Annotated in this window: 14 protein-coding genes; 3 read left to right on the top strand and 11 right to left on the bottom strand. The window is 53.6% G+C overall.

Going from position 1 to position 16,767, the window contains the following annotated elements; all coding sequences use genetic code 11:
- Window positions 1–26 precede the first annotated feature (26 nt).
- The 5 genes from OS190_RS01745 to hslO form a co-directional block, all read right to left on the bottom strand.
- A complete protein-coding gene (locus OS190_RS01745; RefSeq protein ID WP_267156935.1) occupies window positions 27–1,859 on the bottom strand; it encodes an ABC transporter ATP-binding protein in 1,833 nt (610 codons plus the stop codon).
- Window positions 1,846–3,708: an ABC transporter ATP-binding protein gene (locus OS190_RS01740; RefSeq protein ID WP_267156934.1), complete on the bottom strand. Its 1,863-nt coding sequence runs from the start codon at window positions 3,706–3,708 to the stop codon at window positions 1,846–1,848. Before OS190_RS01740 ends, OS190_RS01745 begins: the two co-directional genes overlap by 14 nt.
- A gap of 169 nt (window positions 3,709–3,877) precedes the next feature.
- Window positions 3,878–5,056, bottom strand: coding sequence for a CCA tRNA nucleotidyltransferase (locus OS190_RS01735; protein ID WP_267156933.1), 1,179 nt, complete (start codon window positions 5,054–5,056; stop codon window positions 3,878–3,880).
- Window positions 5,032–5,628 carry a CoA pyrophosphatase gene (locus tag OS190_RS01730; protein WP_267156932.1) on the bottom strand — a complete coding sequence of 199 codons (597 nt, stop codon included), beginning with the start codon at window positions 5,626–5,628 and terminating at the stop codon, window positions 5,032–5,034. Before OS190_RS01730 ends, OS190_RS01735 begins: the two co-directional genes overlap by 25 nt.
- A complete protein-coding gene (gene hslO, locus OS190_RS01725; RefSeq protein WP_267156931.1) occupies window positions 5,621–6,634 on the bottom strand; it encodes an Hsp33 family molecular chaperone HslO in 1,014 nt (337 codons plus the stop codon). Before hslO ends, OS190_RS01730 begins: the two co-directional genes overlap by 8 nt.
- Window positions 6,635–6,712: 78 nt before the next feature.
- On the opposite strand from hslO, the gene OS190_RS01720 reads away from it, so the two are divergent.
- Window positions 6,713–7,150, top strand: a complete 438-nt coding sequence (locus OS190_RS01720; protein ID WP_267156930.1) for an NUDIX hydrolase — start codon at window positions 6,713–6,715, stop codon at window positions 7,148–7,150.
- Here the strand turns inward: OS190_RS01720 and OS190_RS01715 are convergent.
- The 3 genes from OS190_RS01715 to ilvA form a co-directional block, all read right to left on the bottom strand.
- Window positions 7,147–8,421: a PP2C family protein-serine/threonine phosphatase gene (locus OS190_RS01715; protein WP_267156929.1), complete on the bottom strand. Its 1,275-nt coding sequence runs from the start codon at window positions 8,419–8,421 to the stop codon at window positions 7,147–7,149. The two genes, OS190_RS01720 and OS190_RS01715, sit on opposite strands and share 4 nt — an antisense overlap.
- Before the next feature lie 207 nt (window positions 8,422–8,628).
- The gene (locus OS190_RS01710; protein WP_267156928.1) at window positions 8,629–9,441 is read right to left on the bottom strand and encodes an SDR family oxidoreductase; all 813 of its coding nucleotides are present in this window, start codon (window positions 9,439–9,441) and stop codon (window positions 8,629–8,631) included.
- A gap of 10 nt (window positions 9,442–9,451) precedes the next feature.
- On the bottom strand, window positions 9,452–10,663 hold the full coding sequence (gene ilvA / locus OS190_RS01705; RefSeq protein ID WP_267157332.1) for a threonine ammonia-lyase IlvA: 1,212 nt from the start codon (window positions 10,661–10,663) through the stop codon (window positions 9,452–9,454).
- Window positions 10,664–10,807: 144 nt separating this feature from the next.
- Between ilvA and OS190_RS01700 the strand changes: the two genes are divergently transcribed.
- The gene (locus tag OS190_RS01700) at window positions 10,808–12,025 is read left to right on the top strand and encodes an argininosuccinate synthase (protein WP_267156927.1); all 1,218 of its coding nucleotides are present in this window, start codon (window positions 10,808–10,810) and stop codon (window positions 12,023–12,025) included.
- Between the two features lie 76 nt (window positions 12,026–12,101).
- On the opposite strand, the gene OS190_RS01695 is transcribed toward OS190_RS01700, so the two are convergent.
- Window positions 12,102–12,797 (bottom strand): sulfotransferase-like domain-containing protein, encoded by a 696-nt coding sequence (locus tag OS190_RS01695; protein ID WP_267156926.1) that lies wholly within the window; start codon window positions 12,795–12,797, stop codon window positions 12,102–12,104.
- Between the two features lie 146 nt (window positions 12,798–12,943).
- On the opposite strand from OS190_RS01695, the gene msrA reads away from it, so the two are divergent.
- A complete protein-coding gene (gene msrA, locus OS190_RS01690) occupies window positions 12,944–13,609 on the top strand; it encodes a peptide-methionine (S)-S-oxide reductase MsrA (protein WP_267156925.1) in 666 nt (221 codons plus the stop codon).
- Here msrA and OS190_RS01685 read toward each other — a convergent pair.
- On the bottom strand, window positions 13,606–14,478 hold the full coding sequence (locus OS190_RS01685) for a ribokinase (protein WP_267156924.1): 873 nt from the start codon (window positions 14,476–14,478) through the stop codon (window positions 13,606–13,608). The two genes, msrA and OS190_RS01685, sit on opposite strands and share 4 nt — an antisense overlap.
- Window positions 14,475–16,733 (bottom strand): NADP-dependent malic enzyme, encoded by a 2,259-nt coding sequence (locus tag OS190_RS01680; protein ID WP_267156923.1) that lies wholly within the window; start codon window positions 16,731–16,733, stop codon window positions 14,475–14,477. Before OS190_RS01680 ends, OS190_RS01685 begins: the two co-directional genes overlap by 4 nt.
- Window positions 16,734–16,767 lie beyond the last annotated feature (34 nt).

The following is a 16,767-nucleotide window of genomic DNA, read 5'->3' as shown; positions in this document are numbered from 1 at the left end:
AGCCTGCTACGGAACCAACCCCAAGGCTATTCCGCAGCCCTTACATTCAAAAAACCACCTGACTGCCGCTGCCAGTATCGCGCATAAAGACCATCAAGCGCCAAAAGCGCTTCATGGGTTCCGCTTTCCACGATACGTCCATCGTCCATCACGATGATCCGGTCCATTTCTGTCAACGTTGACAGCCGATGCGCGATGGCCAGCACAGTCTTGCCTTCCATCACCCGAGTCAGCGCTGTTTGGATCGCCGCTTCGACTTCGCTATCAAGCGCTGATGTCGCTTCATCCAGGATGAGGATAGGCGCATCTTTTAGAATGGCGCGCGCCAAAGCAATCCTTTGTCTTTGACCGCCCGACAATTTCACACCGCGTTCGCCCAGATGCGCATCATAGCCGCGCCTGCCCTTGTGGTCTTCCAGGTCTTGAATGAACTCATGCGCTTCGGCGCGTTCGGCGGCTGCGATCACTTCATCTTTGGTCGCATCCGGGCGCCCGTACAAAATGTTATCCCGAGCAGAGCGATTAAACATCGCCGTTTCCTGCGTGACCATTCCAATATTGCGCCGCAGGCTTTCTTGGGTCACATCCCTAATGTCGACCCCATCAATCAGAACTGTGCCTTTTTCGCTTTCGTAGAGCCGCAAAAGCAAGGCAACGAGGGTTGATTTGCCCGCTCCAGAAGCGCCGACAATCCCAAGTTTTTCACCCGAGGCAATGGTCAGATCAACATCTTCGATACCGCCTGTTTGGCGCCCATAGGCAAAGCTGAGATGGCGCAGTTCGATTTCACCGTCGGAAACATCCAACACTTGCGCATCCTGTGCATTGTCCGCCCTGACAGGAGGAGTAAGCGTTCTCATGCCATCTTCGATCTCACCCACATTGGAATAAATTGCCATCAAGGTAAAACTGACCCAACCGGTCATCTGAGCAATCCGGATGGCAATCGCCCCAGATGCAACAATATCGCCTTCCGTGGCAATACCGCGTTGCCACAACAGGATCGTGCCACCGATCAGCAGCACAGGCAGCAGACCGGCGAGACTCATCAAAGCAAAACGAAAACCGGCGGCAAGATAGCCAAATTCCAGGGCACGATGCCGGAATGATTGCATCGCGCCGAGCGCCGCACGGTCCTCATGGTCCGCATGTGCAAACAGTTTGACGGTTTTGATATTCGTGATCGTGTCAACGACCTGACCGGATACCATCGCGCGGGCCCCGGCGCGGGCCGCAGATCTTTTGCGAACACGCGGAAGAAACCAGTTGATCAGCGCAAAATACATCGCCAGCCAGGCAGCAAATCCAACAGCCACACGCCAATCAATTGCAACCAACAGGGCCACAGATCCGAACAATGACGCAAGCGCAAAGGCCACCACATTGATCATCTCGATCGCGACGTCGGTAACGGCACGCGAAGTCTGCATCTGCTTTTGCGCGATACGGCCAGCAAAATCATCATCGAAGAACCCGACGTTCTGTCCCAAGGTCCAACGATGCAGTCGCGACAAAACCAGGGGATTCACGTTGGGCCCGACAACAATCGAATTTGCTGCTGACGAAATGGCAAACAACACAGGCCGTGCAATCAGAAAGAACGCAATCGCACCAAGGATCAGTCCGACATTGCGCCCGTCAAAGAACGCCTCTGGGCCTGCGCTGATGGTTGCGTCGATGACTCGGCCCAGAATCCAGGCGGTGCCTGCTTCCAATAATCCTGCAACTGCCGACAACAGCGCGGCCAGAACCAATACCCCCCATGCGCCGGTAAGGCTCCAGCGGATGAATGCAGCCAGCGTTTGCGGAGGCGGTCCGTCGGCGGGTGCGAACGGATTTATCCAATCAGAGATTTTCACGCGGTTCTTCTCCAATTTCCTCATCAAGCTTCAGAAAACCACCCGATTGACGGCCCCAGAAGTCTGCATATAGGCCCTCTTTGGCCAAAAGCGCGTTATGGGTTCCCTCTTCGACAATCCGTCCCGCATCCAGCACGATAATCCGGTCCATTTCAGCAATGGTCGACAAGCGATGTGCGATTGCAATCACCGTCTTGCCCGCCATCATCCCATACAAAGTTTCCTGAATTGCAGCTTCGACCTCGCTGTCAAGCGCGCTTGTCGCCTCGTCCAACAGCAGGATCGGCGCATTCTTGAGGATAACCCGTGCCAGTGTGATACGCTGACGCTGCCCGCCAGAGAGCTTTACACCGCGCTCGCCAACACGAGCATCATATCCGCTGCGCCCTTCCGGGTCCGAGAGGTCAAGGATGAAATCATGGGCCTGCGCTTGCTTGGCCGCTGCAATCATCTCTGCTTCCGTTGCGTCGGGTCGACCATACAGGATGTTGTCACGAACCGAACGATGCAACAACGAACTGTCCTGTTGCACCATCCCGATACACTTGCGAAGGCTGTCCTGGTTCACCTCCGCCAGATCTTGACCATCGATCAAGATCTGGCCACCTTCGGCATCGTAAAAACGCAAAAGCAACTTGACCAGTGTCGATTTACCCGCACCCGAACGGCCAATCAGACCAATCCGTTCGCCCGGTTTTACAAGCAGATTTAGCCCCTGCAAGCCACCTTGATCACGCCCATAATGATGGGTCAGGTTGCGCAATTCGATCTGCCCCTTGTTCAGATCCAGCGGCTTTGCATCGGGGTTGTCAACCAGTGCGATGGGCTGAGCGATGGTTTCCATACCTTCCGCAACAACGCCCAACTCACGAAAAAACGAAGAAAGCGCCCACATGATCCAACTGGTCATGGAATTGAGACGCAAGGTCAGCGCGGCGGCAGCGGCTACAACACCGACACTGGCCTCACCCCAAGTCCAGAGCGCCAGTGCCCAGCCAACAACTCCGACAATCAACAACCCATTCAGGGCCACAAGCGTCACGTCCATCTTGGTAAAGATTCGCATTTCCTGCTGAAAGGTCGTTCGTGCGTTCTCGATTGCTTCCTTGGCAAAATCGACTTCAAGCTCATGATGCGCGAACATCTTGACGGAATGAATATTGGTATAGGCATCAACAACGCGACCCGTAACCTGACTACGTGCATCCGAAGCAGCCTTGGACGCTGGTCCAACCCGCAGGATCGTCCAGCGGATCAAACCGCCATATAGTGCAAACCAGACCAACAAGGGCAGCATCAGCCGCCAGTCCGATGTCATCAACAGGATCGCGGCTCCGATCATATAGGCCAAAGCATATGAAATCGCATCAAAGGTCTGGAACACGACCTCACCTGCTGCAGGCGGTGTCTGCATGATACGGTTGGCGATGCGCCCGGCGAAATCATTCTCGAACCAACCAACCGATTGACGCAGGACCTGTCGATGCGCCCGCCAGCGGATCAGGGTTCCAAAATTCGGTAAGATGGTGTTGTTGATCAAGGCCACATCCAACCCCTGTACCAACGGTCGAAGCACCACGACAAAAAACGCCAGGAACAACAACTCGGTCCCATATGTGGACCACATCAGCGATGGTTCCGTTCCCAGCAGATCGACAATCCGACCCATATAATAGATCAAACCGATCTCAATCGCAGCGACAACGATCGACATGAATGCGGTGAGCGCAAAGACACCTTTGAATGGAATACAATATTCGCGCAAGAAGGGCCAAAGCTTGCGCGGCGGCGCGTCATTTTCGGTATAGGTTGTGTACGGATCAATCAGGTTTTCAAAAAAACGAAACATAAGGAGAAGCCTTGAGGTAGAACATGCAAAGTAACCGGGTAGCGCATAGGCGCATCCCAGTGGGAAAGAAGGTTATGACAGCTTTAGGCTAACCAGATCCCACGATACATTTTGCATTCCTCCTTGTTCTTTACATTGCATAGCCAAGACTTGGAAATTTGTCGAGGGGTCAGCGCCGAGCAAGCAGTTCGCCTGTGTTCAGGGCCATCCCAGAGTCGATCCAGAGTCGTTCAAGTTCTGCTAATTTTACACCCAGCGCAGGTCCCTCGAATTCGGGCATCAGGTCTTTGGCGGAAACGGGGAAAACGGCCCGTGCTACTTTTTCGATATTCTCTAACAAGGCTCTTTCTGGTACTTCTTCCGCAAGCGCCGCACGAATTAACATCGCGCTTTGTCCTGCCTTCACGCCGTAACGATAGCTGATCTCGGCAAGTGATGGGCCGCCGAATCCTGTTTCGGTGATGATCGACAGCACCTTGGCATCAGATTTGCTTAACCGTAATCGTTTCGGAACCTCCTCTCCGCCCAATACGGCAAGTCGGCACATAACATTGGCGCAAAGGCCCAGCGCATTTTCCATATGCACCAAAACACCTAACAAGCGGTCATTGGACCCGGGCAAAATTGCCTGTAAGACACCGGTTTGCCGCATCACCGCAATTGCCGGCGCAGGATCAGGCGCGGCAAGCAGTTTCAACATTTCCTGACCCACCCGTTCGGCCGAAAGCGTCTCTAATCCGTCAACATTCGCCGCAATTGCCGCAAGAGCATCGGCGTCGAAACCTTGCGAAGATTCACCATACCAAGCCGCGAAACGGAAGAACCGCAACACGCGCAGGTAATCTTCCCTGATGCGCGCATCTGCATCCTCGATAAATCTGATACGGCGCGACAACAGATCATCCATCCCCTTCAACGGGTCGATCACCTGACCATCCGGGGTCGCATAAAGAGCGTTCATCGTGAAATCGCGGCGGCGGGCGTCGTCGGCAATGTTGTCTGAAAACACGACAACGGCTCGACGTCCGTCCGTTGCAACATCTCGACGGAAAGTCGTGATTTCAAAAGCTGTACCATCCACAACAACAGTGACCGTACCGTGATCAATGCCTGTCGGAATGGCCTTCAGGCCCGCACCCTTGGCGATATTGATCACCTGCTGCGGGCGCGCGTTGGTGGAAAAGTCGACATCGCCCACCGGTTCATTCAGAACCGCATTGCGTACACAGCCACCGACAAAAAAAATGTCAAAGCCCGCTGTCTTTATTATCCTGCATAACTCTTGCGCTGCGTCATCGACAAGCCAGGGTGTATCTGTAGGGATCATGATGTCATCAGATTGGTCCATGCACGCAGCATACGCGCGGTCGCGCCCCAAATGTAATAGGGACCATATGGCACAACGAAATAATGACGCCTTTTCCCGCGCCATCGGCGCGACTGGATCAGGAAATTGTCCGGGTCCAGAACGTGATCCAGGGGAACAGTAAAGACTTCTTCAACCTCACCGGGCTCCGGTATGATGTTAAAATTGCCTCTCACAAATGCGATTACCGGCTTTACACTAAAACCGGTGACGGTTTCGTGAACCGGTAAATGACCCAGAACATCCACGATCTCTTCTGGAAGACCAATTTCTTCGCGGGCTTCACGCAGCGCAGCAGCGGTGGCATCGACATCTGATTCATCCTGTTTGCCACCGGGGAATGAAATCTGCCCCGGATGATGTTTTAGTGCAGAGGATCGTTTGGTCAGCAGCAGCTGTAACTGCCCATCGCGTTCAATAATCGGTGCCAATACACCGGCCGGCCGCAGCGCACGGCTCTCCGACAAAACGACATCCGGGTTCAGATCAAAATCGGATGTCTGAGCCCCGGTCCGCGCCAAGGCTATCCGAATGTGATCAATCTGTTCAATCATCCGCTGTTTTTTCAGCCTCAAATCCAACCGTTTTCGGATCAAGATCATAATGTGCGCCACAGAACTGACAATCAGCGGTCACACGACCCTCACTTGTCGTCATGGTTTCGATGTCTTTGGCCGAATAGATTGAAAGGCTTTGGCGGACTCGATCTTCCGAGCACGTGCAGCCGAACCGCACCGCCTGCGGATCAAATACTCGCGGTTGTTCTTCGTGAAACAACCTTAGCAACAGATCAGTTGGTGCCACACTGGGCCCGATCAATTCAAGGTCTTCGACAGTATCAAGCAGAATGTTGACGCGCCCCCAGTTTTCCGCCTCGTCGTTATCCAGCAAATCGGATGCACTCAGAATCTCACCGGTACCTTCGGATTGGGCCGCGAATGGCGAAGCCTTGGGCATGTGCTGCAACATGACCCCACCCGCACGCCAATGCTCTTTTTCGGTTGGACCGGAAGATCGTCCAAAGCTTAGTGAAAATCGGGTCGGCAATTGTTCGGACTGGGCAAAATAGGCTTCTGCACAGGCCGCCAGTGACGCACCATCCAGCGGCGTTATTCCCTGATAGGGCGTTGTGCCCTCACCCTGGTCGATCATGACAGCAAAATAGCCTTCGCCCACCTGATCAAAAGGCGCTCCATCACTTAACCGATCGGCATCATAGCTTGCATAGGCTCTGATACGGGCGGAATCCCCTTCTTTTTCTGGGCCATAGTAATCTGTCGCAATCATGCGCACAGGGCCGTTCGACTGCACCTGCAACTGCAATTTCCAACGCAGTTTTATCGTTTGCCCAATCAATGCAGCAAGCAATGCTACCTCTGCGACCAATGCTTCGACTTGCGGGGGGTAATCATGCTGACTGAGAATACCGCCCAATACACCATCAAGTCGCGCCACACGGCCACGGACATCGCTTAGATCCAGTTGAAATGGTAACACGCTGTCGTCCCAAGCGATCTGGCTTCCAGGCAAAGCCGTGCCGGGCTGATGTGACGTAGTCATGAAGGGTTTCCTTATCTCGGGCTGCTTGGCATACCGCGTCTATATAGGCGCGGCAAGCACGGGATAAAGGGGAAGGCAATGATCAGACGTGTGGGCGACCCTCCTGTCAAAGGCCAGAACTACACCCTGCGACCCGGTGTATATGCCATTTTACCCCTTAAACGCCGGTTCTTGTTGACGGCGCAGGTAACAGACAAAATAGATGTACAATTGCCCGGTGGCGGGATTGACCCCGCTGAATCTCCGCTGCAGGCGCTCCATCGTGAGGTTCTGGAAGAGATCGGCTGGCGCATTTCAGCGCCACGGCGAATCGGCGCTTTTCGTCGCTTTGTCTTTATGCCGGAATACGATCTATGGGCTGAAAAGCTTTGCCATATCTTTGTTGCCCGTCCCGTCAAACAGATTGCGGAACCAATCGAGGCTGATCATGTCACGCTGATCATGTCAGGAAACGATGCGATCGACTCCCTGGGCAATGACGGTGACCGCATGTTTTTAAGTCGCTTTATTCGCTAACCGGTGCCGCTGTATTCGAACAGGATGGCTGAAACATCATCAGGAAATTCATCGGTACCCGCAAATCTCGACAACTCCCACATAAGTGACTCCAGCAACGCATTTTGCCGAAACTCCGTCAGCCCTTGCATCAATTCCGTCAAACCCTCCTCACCCAATGTATCGCCGGTTCCATTCGGACATTCAGTCACTCCATCCGACAACAACAACAGACGGTCACCCGGGGACAATTGCAGATCAAACTGGGTAAAGGTAACACCCTCAAGGAGGCCAACAGGAAACCCGCCCGGTCCAGATTGTTCGACAGAGCCATCTGCGCGCTGGACTAATGGGTGTGGATGTCCGGCCTGGGCGAGCTTTACCTTGCCCGAGCTGAGATCCACAAAAGCCAATAGCAAGGTAAAATAGTGCTCTGTATCCATCTCAGTCAGCACTAGATCGTTCAATTTTTCAATGACCTGCTCAGGCGGGTTGGCGACATAGCGACCGTCAGGTCCCCGCGCCAGTGCGATGTTCTGATCCGGTGCCATGGCCGACAGGTACCCTGCCAATCTTGCCGTCATCAATGCCGAACTGATCCCGTGGCCGGATACGTCAATTGCAAACAAGCCCAACTGCCCATCATCGGTAGGAAAAAATCCAACCAGATCACCACCAACATGTCCAGAAGAACGCAACATCAACGAAAGATGGCCCTCTTCAAAATCGCATTGTCGTTCCCTCAAAAGCGACTGCTGAAGTTTCTTGGCCTCAAGCAAATCCTGATCCAGCAGATCGTAAACCCGCTGTAGTTCATCAAGTGTCTCGCTCACCAAACGGTTTTTGTCTGACAGTTCCCTTTGCATCTGCAATATCCGCTCTCCTGCGGTTATCCGCGCCCTCATCTCGCTTGCATCTACAGGTTTCGTCAGGAAGTCATCGGCCCCGGAGTCAAGACCTTGTGCTACGTCAACCTTGTCACTTTTGGAGGTCAGGAGAATAAAATAGGTATACCCGTCCTGGGACATTTCACGAAATGCGCGGCAGAAATTGATGCCCGACATGCCGGGCAAAATCCAGTCACTGACAATCAGATCAGGCATATGTTCGGCGCAAATTTCCAATGCCCGCTCTGCGGTATCGGTTTCGATAACGTCAAATCCCCATTTGCTAAGTGTCTTTGACAAGATTCGGCGCTGAAGACGGCTATCATCGACGACAAGAATACGGTGGCGGCCAGCGTGCCAGGCGTCGGTCGTCGACCCATTCGGGATAGGGTGCCGTTTTTCCATTTCATTCCTGCTATTGGAGGCTCGGTTCGATGTTTGACAGACTCCGCTTAAGGCAAGGTAAAAACGCAAGCGCGTTGCGGCCTTCGCTCGAAAGTTGAAGAAAGCGTTTGCATGAACCAGGCCGTTGTTCCGGAATGCCAAGCGCTATCCGGATACAAAGTTTGATTTTCGGAACGGCAATTCTTGATATTTTGACCGATTGCCAAGTCAGATAAGTTTATAGAAATTCTCGATTTGAACGCTTCCGAAAGTATCCACGGCCTTTGCACGCAACATCTGCATGCCTGTTACCCAACGGTCATGATCTTTCGCCCGGTGAATGGCATAGGTCTGCACCTCGGGATGCGACAAGATCAGGAACCGCCCGGCCTCAACGCCGTAAACGACCGCCGCTGCAACATCATCTGCCGTCAGCAACGAGGGTTGCGAAACGGCATCTTCGTCCGATAGGCCCAAAAGCGGCGTCGCCACATATTGAGGACATACCACCGATACACCAATCCCCTCATCGCCATGCGAAATGGCCAGCGACTCCGCAAAACTCACCGCCGCGTGTTTGGTAGCCGAATAGGCCGAATCCCCAACCTGATTAAGCAATCCCGCGGCAGAGGCAACAGTCACCAGATGACCGGATTTTCGTTCAATCATGCGTGGCAGCAATGCGCGTGACGCGTAGACATGGCTCATCACATGGACCTGCCAATTTAAATTCCAGTGCTCATCAGTTTGCGAGGCAGCATGATCAGGCTCACCTTGGCCCAAACCTGCGTTGGAAACAAATATGTCCACTTCACCCTGGGTGCTGGTTGCTGCTTCGATCAAGGCCTTGATTTGCGCTTCTTTGCGAACATCGCACGCAAAGGCCATACCCCCAATTTCTTGGGCGACAGCGCGGGCCTTGTCTCCGTCCAGATCGGAAACGCAAACCTTTGCGCCTTTGGCCGCAGCGTGACGGGCAATTGCCGCCCCGATACCGCTGCCCGCCCCGGTGATCACCACCGAGCTGCCTTCAAACTTCATCTGCCTCTCCCTAGATAACGAATTGCGCCAAGGTCTCGTCGTTGGTGATATCCGAGTAAGTGAATCCCCTTGCGTCGATACGCGCAAACATCGCTGGAAAGTTCTCCGGTACATCGGTTTCAATCCCGATCAGTACAGAGCCAAAGTTGCGCGCCGATTTTTTCATGTATTCAAACCGCGTGATATTGTCATTTGGCCCGAGTGTATCCAGAAAATCACGCAGCGCACCGGGGCGCTGTGGCAGGCGCAGAATAAAGTACTTCTTGAGCCCCGCATAGCGTTGAGCGCGTTCCTTGACCTCTGGCAAACGTTCAAAATCAAAATTGCCGCCCGACGCGATACACACGACAGTTTTGCCCTTTATTTGATCCGCAACTTCACTGAGTGCCTCGATCGCCATCGCCCCTGCAGGTTCCAGCACGATACCTTCGACATTCAACATTTCTACAATGGTGCGACAAATCCGATCTTCGTCGAGAGCGATAATATCCTGCGGATTAATCCCCTTTAGCCGTTCAAAGGTTCGGGCACCGATTTTGGCGACAGATGCGCCATCTACAAAAGTATCGACAGGCGAAACATCGACGGGCATCCCCTCTGCGAGTGCCGCGGCGAGGCTTTTTGCGCCGGTCGGCTCGACAAAAGAATAACGGCATCCATCCGCGAAAAAGCTGAAGATTCCCGCCGACAGGCCACCACCCCCCACAGGCAGTATGATGTGGTCAGGTATGCCCCCCAATTCCTGTTCGATTTCAACCGCTACTGATGCCTGACCTTCAATCACGTCCTCATCATCGAAGGGTGATAAAAAATGCCCGCCTTCTGCCTTACAAAATGTCTGTGCTGCCACGAGCGACGCGTCAAAGTAGTCACCAACAAGGCGGATTTCAATGTTATCACCACCAAACATACGTGTCTTAAAGATCTTCTGTTCCGGTGTGGTGACCGGCATAAAGATAACGCCGCGCACCCCAAAATGACGACACATAAACGCAACGCCCTGCGCATGATTGCCCGCAGAGGCACAAACAAAAAGCGCTTGCTCCGGGATCACCTTGCGCATTGCATTGAAAGCGCCGCGCAACTTGTAGGATCGCACCGGGCTGAGGTCTTCGCGTTTCAAATAGACATCTGCATCGAAACGGGCCGACAAAAGCGCATTTCGCAATAGCGGTGTCGAAGGGAAAACAGGCCGCATCTTTGTCGTTGCCAAAGTTGCCATCGCTTGAAAATTCTCTGTCACATGTCTGCCCTTCGCTTTTCCTTCATCGTTAGGCCTGCTGCGGGCTCAGGTCAACGCGGGGCACCATCTTGCCCGCGTCGGCAAAACCCGCTACCTCGCAGTTAAACGCCAAAGGAGACCCACATGTCTGCACCTAAAAAAGTTGTTCTCGCCTATTCTGGTGGGCTTGATACCTCGATCATCCTCAAGTGGCTACAAACTGAATATGGCTGTGAAGTCGTCACCTTTACTGCCGATCTGGGCCAGGGGGAAGAGCTTGAGCCGGCCCGCGCCAAGGCCGAAATGATGGGTGCATCAGAGATTTACATCGAGGACGTACGTGAGGAATTCGTGCGTGATTTCGTTTTCCCGATGTTCCGCGCAAACGCGGTTTACGAAGGCCTGTATTTGCTGGGCACATCCATCGCGCGCCCGTTGATTTCCAAACGTCTGGTAGAGATTGCCGAAGAAACCGGTGCCGATGCCGTTGCACATGGCGCAACCGGCAAGGGCAATGATCAGGTTCGGTTCGAATTGGCCGCCTATGCGTTAAACCCTGACATCAAGGTGATTGCGCCATGGCGTGAATGGGATTTATCGAGCCGCACAAAGCTACTGGAATTCGCAGAGAAAAATCAGATCCCCGTTGCCAAGGACAAACGTGGCGAAGCACCGTTTAGCGTTGATGCCAACCTGCTGCATACCTCCTCGGAAGGCAAAGTTCTTGAAGATCCTGCCATTGACGCGCCTGAATACGTCTATCAGCGCACTGTATCGCCCGAAAGCGCACCAGATGAACCCGAATATGTCGAAATCGGATTCGAGCGCGGCGATGCCGTGTCGATCAATGGCGAAACAATGTCACCTGCTTCAATCCTGACCAAATTGAACGAACTCGGCGGCAAACATGGCTGCGGCCGTCTTGATCTGGTTGAGGGTCGATTTGTCGGCATGAAGTCACGCGGCATTTACGAAACGCCCGGCGGTACATTGTTGCTCGAAGCGCATAGAGGCATTGAATCAATCACGCTGGATCGCGGCGCGATGCATCTAAAAGACGAATTGATGCCAAAATATGCCGAGCTGATCTATAACGGCTTCTGGTTCAGCCCCGAACGCACAATGTTACAGGCTGCGATTGACGCCAGCCAAACCCATGTAACGGGCGTTGTGCGGTTGAAACTCTACAAGGGGCATGCGCGCACCGTCGGCCGCTGGTCAGATCATTCGCTTTATTCCGAAGCTCATGTAACCTTTGAAGATGATGCCGGTGCTTATGATCAGAAAGATGCCGCTGGATTCATTCAATTGAATGCCCTGCGCCTCAAGCTTTTGGCTGCGCGCGACAAGCGTCTGAAATAAGGTTATCGGGCCCGGATGGATCGTTCGGGCCCGATCTTTCTTCTGAATTCTGCTGACCTGCGACTTTGGCTTTGCCTTAACCTTTCAAACAAAGCTGTCGCATTTTTTCGTAATGAGGCATCGCCTGATCAACCAGCCCAGCCTGATCAGGATCTAATTCCGGCAGGGGCCCTTCTGAACCTGCAAATCCGCTGCTTTTATGCACAGCGTGATACCAGTGTTTCGCCCAAACTCCGTCTTCCTCTCTAGGGCCGCGGGGCCAGCCGAGCATCGCAGGATCAAAGGGCAGATCAATCTCACTGCACAGAGTTTTCAACATCCGCTCGGGATCAGATCGAATATCAGTGCTGTCAATGACCACGCCGCCCAGCGCATCGAAAAGACGTGATTGTTGTACAAATCCGATGTCTTCGAGCGTTGGCGCTTCGCGTTTTGCGGCATAGCTTGCCACGACCCGTGCCGGATGACGGATCAGATGCACATGCACGCAATCTTTGGCCCAACCAAGCGGAAAACCCTCGATCATGTGATGCGGCATATGCTTCATGTACAAATGTGGTGATCCACCGCTCCTACAGGCCCTATCTACTTTGTTAGGGTCTGTTTCATGCACCGCGAGGATCTCGTCTCGCATAGGGTGGATCATCCGGGTAGCAGCAAGATAAGGCGCATAAAACGGTTCATCCATCACTGTAAAATCATCCCTGGCACCAAAACTGTACATCATCGCCGTGCTCAAGTTTCTCGGCCCGGACCACATCGCGATACGCATGCTGTTCTCCTTGTTGGTTCAGCCAACGCTAGAAATGTTACGGCGCACTGCCAAGTGGTAAAGTACCATCACCACCGCGTGAGGAACCTTCGAAGCGCCTTGCGCACTTTAGACGATCGGAGCAGCCTGAGAAAAAGGAGACTGACATGATCAATCTTTCAACATTGAAACTGGTTGCCCTCGCCGGACTAATAGGAGTCGCGCTTTGTGCACAAACCATCACGGCGCGTGCGGCGGAAACAGAGACCCTAACCGTTGCTGGCGGGTGTTTCTGGTGCGTCGAATCTGACTTCGAAGCAGTGCCCGGAGTAAAGGAAGCGGTTTCAGGGTTTACAGGAGGTAAGACAGAAAATCCCACCTACAAACAGGTAACCAATGGCGGCACCGGGCATTACGAAGCGGTGCAAATTCTGTTTGATCCAGAGGTGGTCAGCCGTGATACGCTTCTTCACATGTTTTTCCGCTCGATCGATCCAACGGATGCCGGTGGTCAGTTTTGTGATCGTGGTGCCTCTTATCGGTCTGCAATATTTGCCGCAGACTCCGTGCAAAGAGATGCGGCCAACAAAGCAAGGTCAGAAGCAGAAACTGCGCTTGGCAAAAAGATCGTAACACCGGTTCTGCCTGCCAGCCCCTTCTATCCCGCTGATGCCTATCATCAGAACTATTACAAAAGCAGCGAACGGTTGGCGATCACTTCTGTCGGACTAGGGGTCAAAAAATCTGTTGCTTACAAGCGCTATCGCAAAGGCTGCGGCCGCGATGCCCGGATCAAGCAGCTTTGGGGTAGTGCGGCGCCGTTTGTGAATTAGGAAAAATCGTGATCCTGTATCTCCTTGAGATCGGGGATCACATCCGCCGTTCCCTCCCGCGACACCATCAATGCACCGGCTCGCAACGCCAGATCAATCGCGTCCTCCATGGCAAACCCCCTGTCCAGCCCGGCAACCAGATACCCGGTAAAAGTATCTCCTGCACCGGTCGTATCGACAACATCTACAGCATATGCTGAGAAAAGGCGGGAGGATTCTCCCTTGTTAGAGATCCATTTGCAGCCTGAACCACCCAGCGTGATCACAATGTCAGACACAGCCATGGATTCAATCGTTTGACCGGTCTCTTTCTGCAGTTGTGCTGCCTCGACGGCATTCAGAACCAACAAGTCTACCTGTGCAATCACCCCCTGCACCGCTTTAGCGGAAAAAGGCGCAGCCGCATAAGCGACACGTAATCCAAGTGTTTTGGCTGTTTCAGCCGCAAAGTTCTGACCACTGGTTTCATTCTGCATCAACAGAAAATCACCTGGCCCGGCTTCGGCTAATGCTGCACCTATCATCTTTTTAGGGAGCACGTCATTCGCACCCGGAAACAGCGTGATGCTGTTCTCTCCTTTTGCGTCAACATTTATATTCGCATGACCCGTCGGTCCATCCACGACAGCGATATGCCGAGTATCCACACTATAGTCTAACAAACGATCAATGGCCCATTTTCCATCCTGGCCGACAGCTCCGATATGAACAACCTTTGCCGCAGCTCGGGCAGCAGCGACCGACATGTTTGCGCCTTTGCCGCCCAATCCCTGCTTGAACTTTTCAGCGGCGAGCGTTTCACCCGGTCCCGGCAGATGTGATAGGTAATAGACATTATCTGCGTTGATAGAGCCGAGATTCCAGATCATTCGCCAACCTTGCAAGCGGCGAGAATTGCCATATTCAGGATGTCATTGGCGGTCGCCGTCGTCGAACAGATCTGAATGCTTTTGTCCAAGCCCGTCAAAATGGGTCCGATCACGGTTGCCCCGGCCATTTCCTGCATCAACTTGACCGAAATACTGGCAGAGTGACGCGCCGGCACAACCAGGATATTTGCCGGGCCTGTTAATCGCGAAAAGGGATAGTGCGCCTGCGCCGTCACATTCAACGCGACATCCACCGTCATTTCACCTTCATACTCAAAATCAACCCCTCGGGCATCCAACACTCTGGGTGCCTGATGCATCTTTTCGGCGCGTTCGGAAACTGGATAACCAAAGGTCGAGAAGCTGACAAAGGCCACGCGTGGCTCAAGCCCCATATGACGCGCTACCGCGGCACCGCTCTCTGCGATGTTGGCTAAATCGTTTTGGTCCGGCCATTCGTGAACGAGGGTATCAGCGATAAAAACGATGCGTCCTTTGTGCATCAACGCGGTGATGCCCGCTGCGCCGTGCTCTGCCGTTGCGTCAAAAACATGGTTCAGACGTTCGAGCACATGCGCAGATTTGCGTGTTGCACCTGTCACCAATCCGTCACCATGCCCATGCTGCAACATCAAGGATGCAAACACATGCCGGTCACGTGCAGCAAGGCGGTGAATGTCCTTTGCATCATGACCGCGACGCTGAAGCCTTTTGTAGAGAAAATCCTTATACACATCCAGGTAACTGGTATTTGCCGCATTCACGACTTCAAGCTCGCGTACCGCATCGCTCATCCCGGCTTCTTCCAGCTTGAGCTTCACGTCATCGGAGCGACCTACAACCAGGGCCTTGCCAAGTCCGGAGCGTTGATAGGTCACCGCAGCACGCAATACTCGTGGATCGTCCCCTTCTGCAAAGATCATTCGCGCCTGTGCTGTTCGTGCCCGCGCATTGATCCCACGTAGAATGTTGGCGGTCGGATCCATGCGCGATTTCAGGTTTAGTTCATAGGCGTCCATGTCAATGATCGGACGCCGCGCTGCGCCGGTATCCATTCCGGCCTTTGCCACTGCCGGCGGAATACGCCAGATCAATCGCGGATCAAAAGGCGTAGGAATGATGTAATCCCGCCCAAACGTCAGGGTTTTGCCATAAGCAACGGCAACCTCGTCCGGCACATCCTCGCGGGCGAGGTTGGCAAGAGCGTGCGCGCAAGCGATTTTCATCTCGTCATTGATGGCGCGGGCATTGATGTCGAGCGCCCCGCGAAAGAGATAGGGGAAACCCAGCACATTGTTTACCTGGTTCGGATAGTCGGAACGACCGGTCGCCACGATGGCATCCATGCGCACTGCATGGGCTTCTTCGGGCGTGATTTCAGGGTCCGGGTTCGCCATCGCAAAAATCACAGGGTCATCGGCCATGCTGGCGACCATCTCAGCGGTCACAGCACCCTTGACGGACACCCCCAGAAACACATCCGCGCCATTCATCGCCTCTTTGAGGCTGCGCAGTTCAGTATTCGCGGCATGGGCCGACTTCCACTGGTTCATACCCTCGGTACGACCCTGGTAGATGACGCCTTTGGTGTCGCACATGATGCAATTGTTGTGCTGCGCGCCCATAGCCTTGAGCAGTTCCAGACAAGCAATGCCAGCCGCACCTGCGCCATTCAGAACAATACGCACATCTTCGATCTTTTTCCCTGAGATATGCAGCGCATTCAACAGTCCCGCAGCACAAATAACCGCCGTGCCATGTTGGTCATCGTGAAAGACCGGAATATCCATCTCTTCCTTGAGACGCTGCTCAATTATGAAACATTCCGGCGCTTTGATGTCTTCGAGGTTGATGCCGCCAAACGTCGGGCCCATCAGTTTCACCGCATTGATGAAAGCCTCGGAATCCTCGGTATCCAATTCAATATCGATCGAATTTACATCGGCAAACCGTTTGAATAGGACCGATTTGCCCTCCATCACAGGCTTGGACGCCAGTGCACCAAGATTCCCTAAACCCAACACTGCTGTACCGTTTGAAATCACAGCAACAAGGTTACCCTTGTTGGTATAGTCATAGGCCGTCTCCGGATTCGCCGCGATTGCCTCGCAGGGTACGGCCACACCGGGCGAATAGGCCAGCGACAAATCCCGCTGCGTCGTCATCGGAACTGTTGCGGTAATCTCGAATTTTCCTGGAGACGGCTCAAGGTGAAAGGCAAGCGCCTCATCATCGGTGATTCTGTGTCTGGTCACGGGTTGCGCTTTCTCTTGTTTATCTTTTCATAGC

The sequence above is a fragment of the Sulfitobacter sp. F26204 genome, from assembly GCF_026410305.1.
GTDB lineage: Bacteria > Pseudomonadota > Alphaproteobacteria > Rhodobacterales > Rhodobacteraceae > Sulfitobacter.
This window is presented reverse-complemented; position numbering and strand designations above follow the sequence as displayed.

What these genes read in the sequence shown, in the direction of transcription:
- OS190_RS01740 (WP_267156934.1), bottom strand. Translation starts at nt 3,708, where the DNA reads ATGTTTCGTTTTTTTGAAAACCTGATTGATCCGTACACAACCTATACC.
- OS190_RS01735 (WP_267156933.1), bottom strand. Translation starts at nt 5,056, where the DNA reads ATGGACCAATCTGATGACATCATGATCCCTACAGATACACCCTGGCTT.
- OS190_RS01730 (WP_267156932.1), bottom strand. Translation starts at nt 5,628, where the DNA reads ATGATTGAACAGATTGATCACATTCGGATAGCCTTGGCGCGGACCGGG.
- hslO (WP_267156931.1), bottom strand. Translation starts at nt 6,634, where the DNA reads ATGACTACGTCACATCAGCCCGGCACGGCTTTGCCTGGAAGCCAGATC.
- OS190_RS01720 (WP_267156930.1), top strand. Translation starts at nt 6,713, where the DNA reads ATGATCAGACGTGTGGGCGACCCTCCTGTCAAAGGCCAGAACTACACC.
- OS190_RS01715 (WP_267156929.1), bottom strand. Translation starts at nt 8,421, where the DNA reads ATGGAAAAACGGCACCCTATCCCGAATGGGTCGACGACCGACGCCTGG.
- OS190_RS01710 (WP_267156928.1), bottom strand. Translation starts at nt 9,441, where the DNA reads ATGAAGTTTGAAGGCAGCTCGGTGGTGATCACCGGGGCGGGCAGCGGT.
- ilvA (WP_267157332.1), bottom strand. Translation starts at nt 10,663, where the DNA reads ATGGCAACTTTGGCAACGACAAAGATGCGGCCTGTTTTCCCTTCGACA.
- OS190_RS01700 (WP_267156927.1), top strand. Translation starts at nt 10,808, where the DNA reads ATGTCTGCACCTAAAAAAGTTGTTCTCGCCTATTCTGGTGGGCTTGAT.
- OS190_RS01695 (WP_267156926.1), bottom strand. Translation starts at nt 12,797, where the DNA reads ATGCGTATCGCGATGTGGTCCGGGCCGAGAAACTTGAGCACGGCGATG.
- msrA (WP_267156925.1), top strand. Translation starts at nt 12,944, where the DNA reads ATGATCAATCTTTCAACATTGAAACTGGTTGCCCTCGCCGGACTAATA.
- OS190_RS01685 (WP_267156924.1), bottom strand. Translation starts at nt 14,478, where the DNA reads ATGATCTGGAATCTCGGCTCTATCAACGCAGATAATGTCTATTACCTA.